This is a genomic window from Veillonella sp. ZSJB6, assembly GCF_051549505.1.
Taxonomy (GTDB): Bacteria; Bacillota; Negativicutes; order Veillonellales; family Veillonellaceae; genus Veillonella.
Genome location: NZ_JBPUGE010000154.1, coordinates 1 through 243, shown reverse-complemented (window position 1 = coordinate 243; position 243 = coordinate 1). Strand labels below are relative to the sequence as shown.

The following is a 243-nucleotide window of genomic DNA, read 5'->3' as shown; positions in this document are numbered from 1 at the left end:
ATCGGAAGACCGATCAAATCAGCATCGGCGAATTTGACGCCAGCCCGTTCTTTACGGTCATCATACAACACATCGTACGTCGATGACAGCTCATCGTATAAACGGTTCGCGAGTTCGACTTGCGCTTCGTCTTTCGTGTTGATGGCAATCAAGTGCACATCGAACGGAGCGACGCTCTTCGGCCAAACGATACCGCGATCGTCATGATGTTGCTCGATGACGGCCGACAATGTGCGTGAGACG

Annotated in this window: 1 protein-coding gene; it reads right to left on the bottom strand. The window is 52.3% G+C overall.

The features are described 5' to 3' along the window. A partial coding sequence (locus tag ACSV5T_RS10255; RefSeq protein ID WP_438321077.1) for a His/Gly/Thr/Pro-type tRNA ligase C-terminal domain-containing protein occupies positions 1 to 243 on the bottom strand: 243 nt, incomplete at both ends.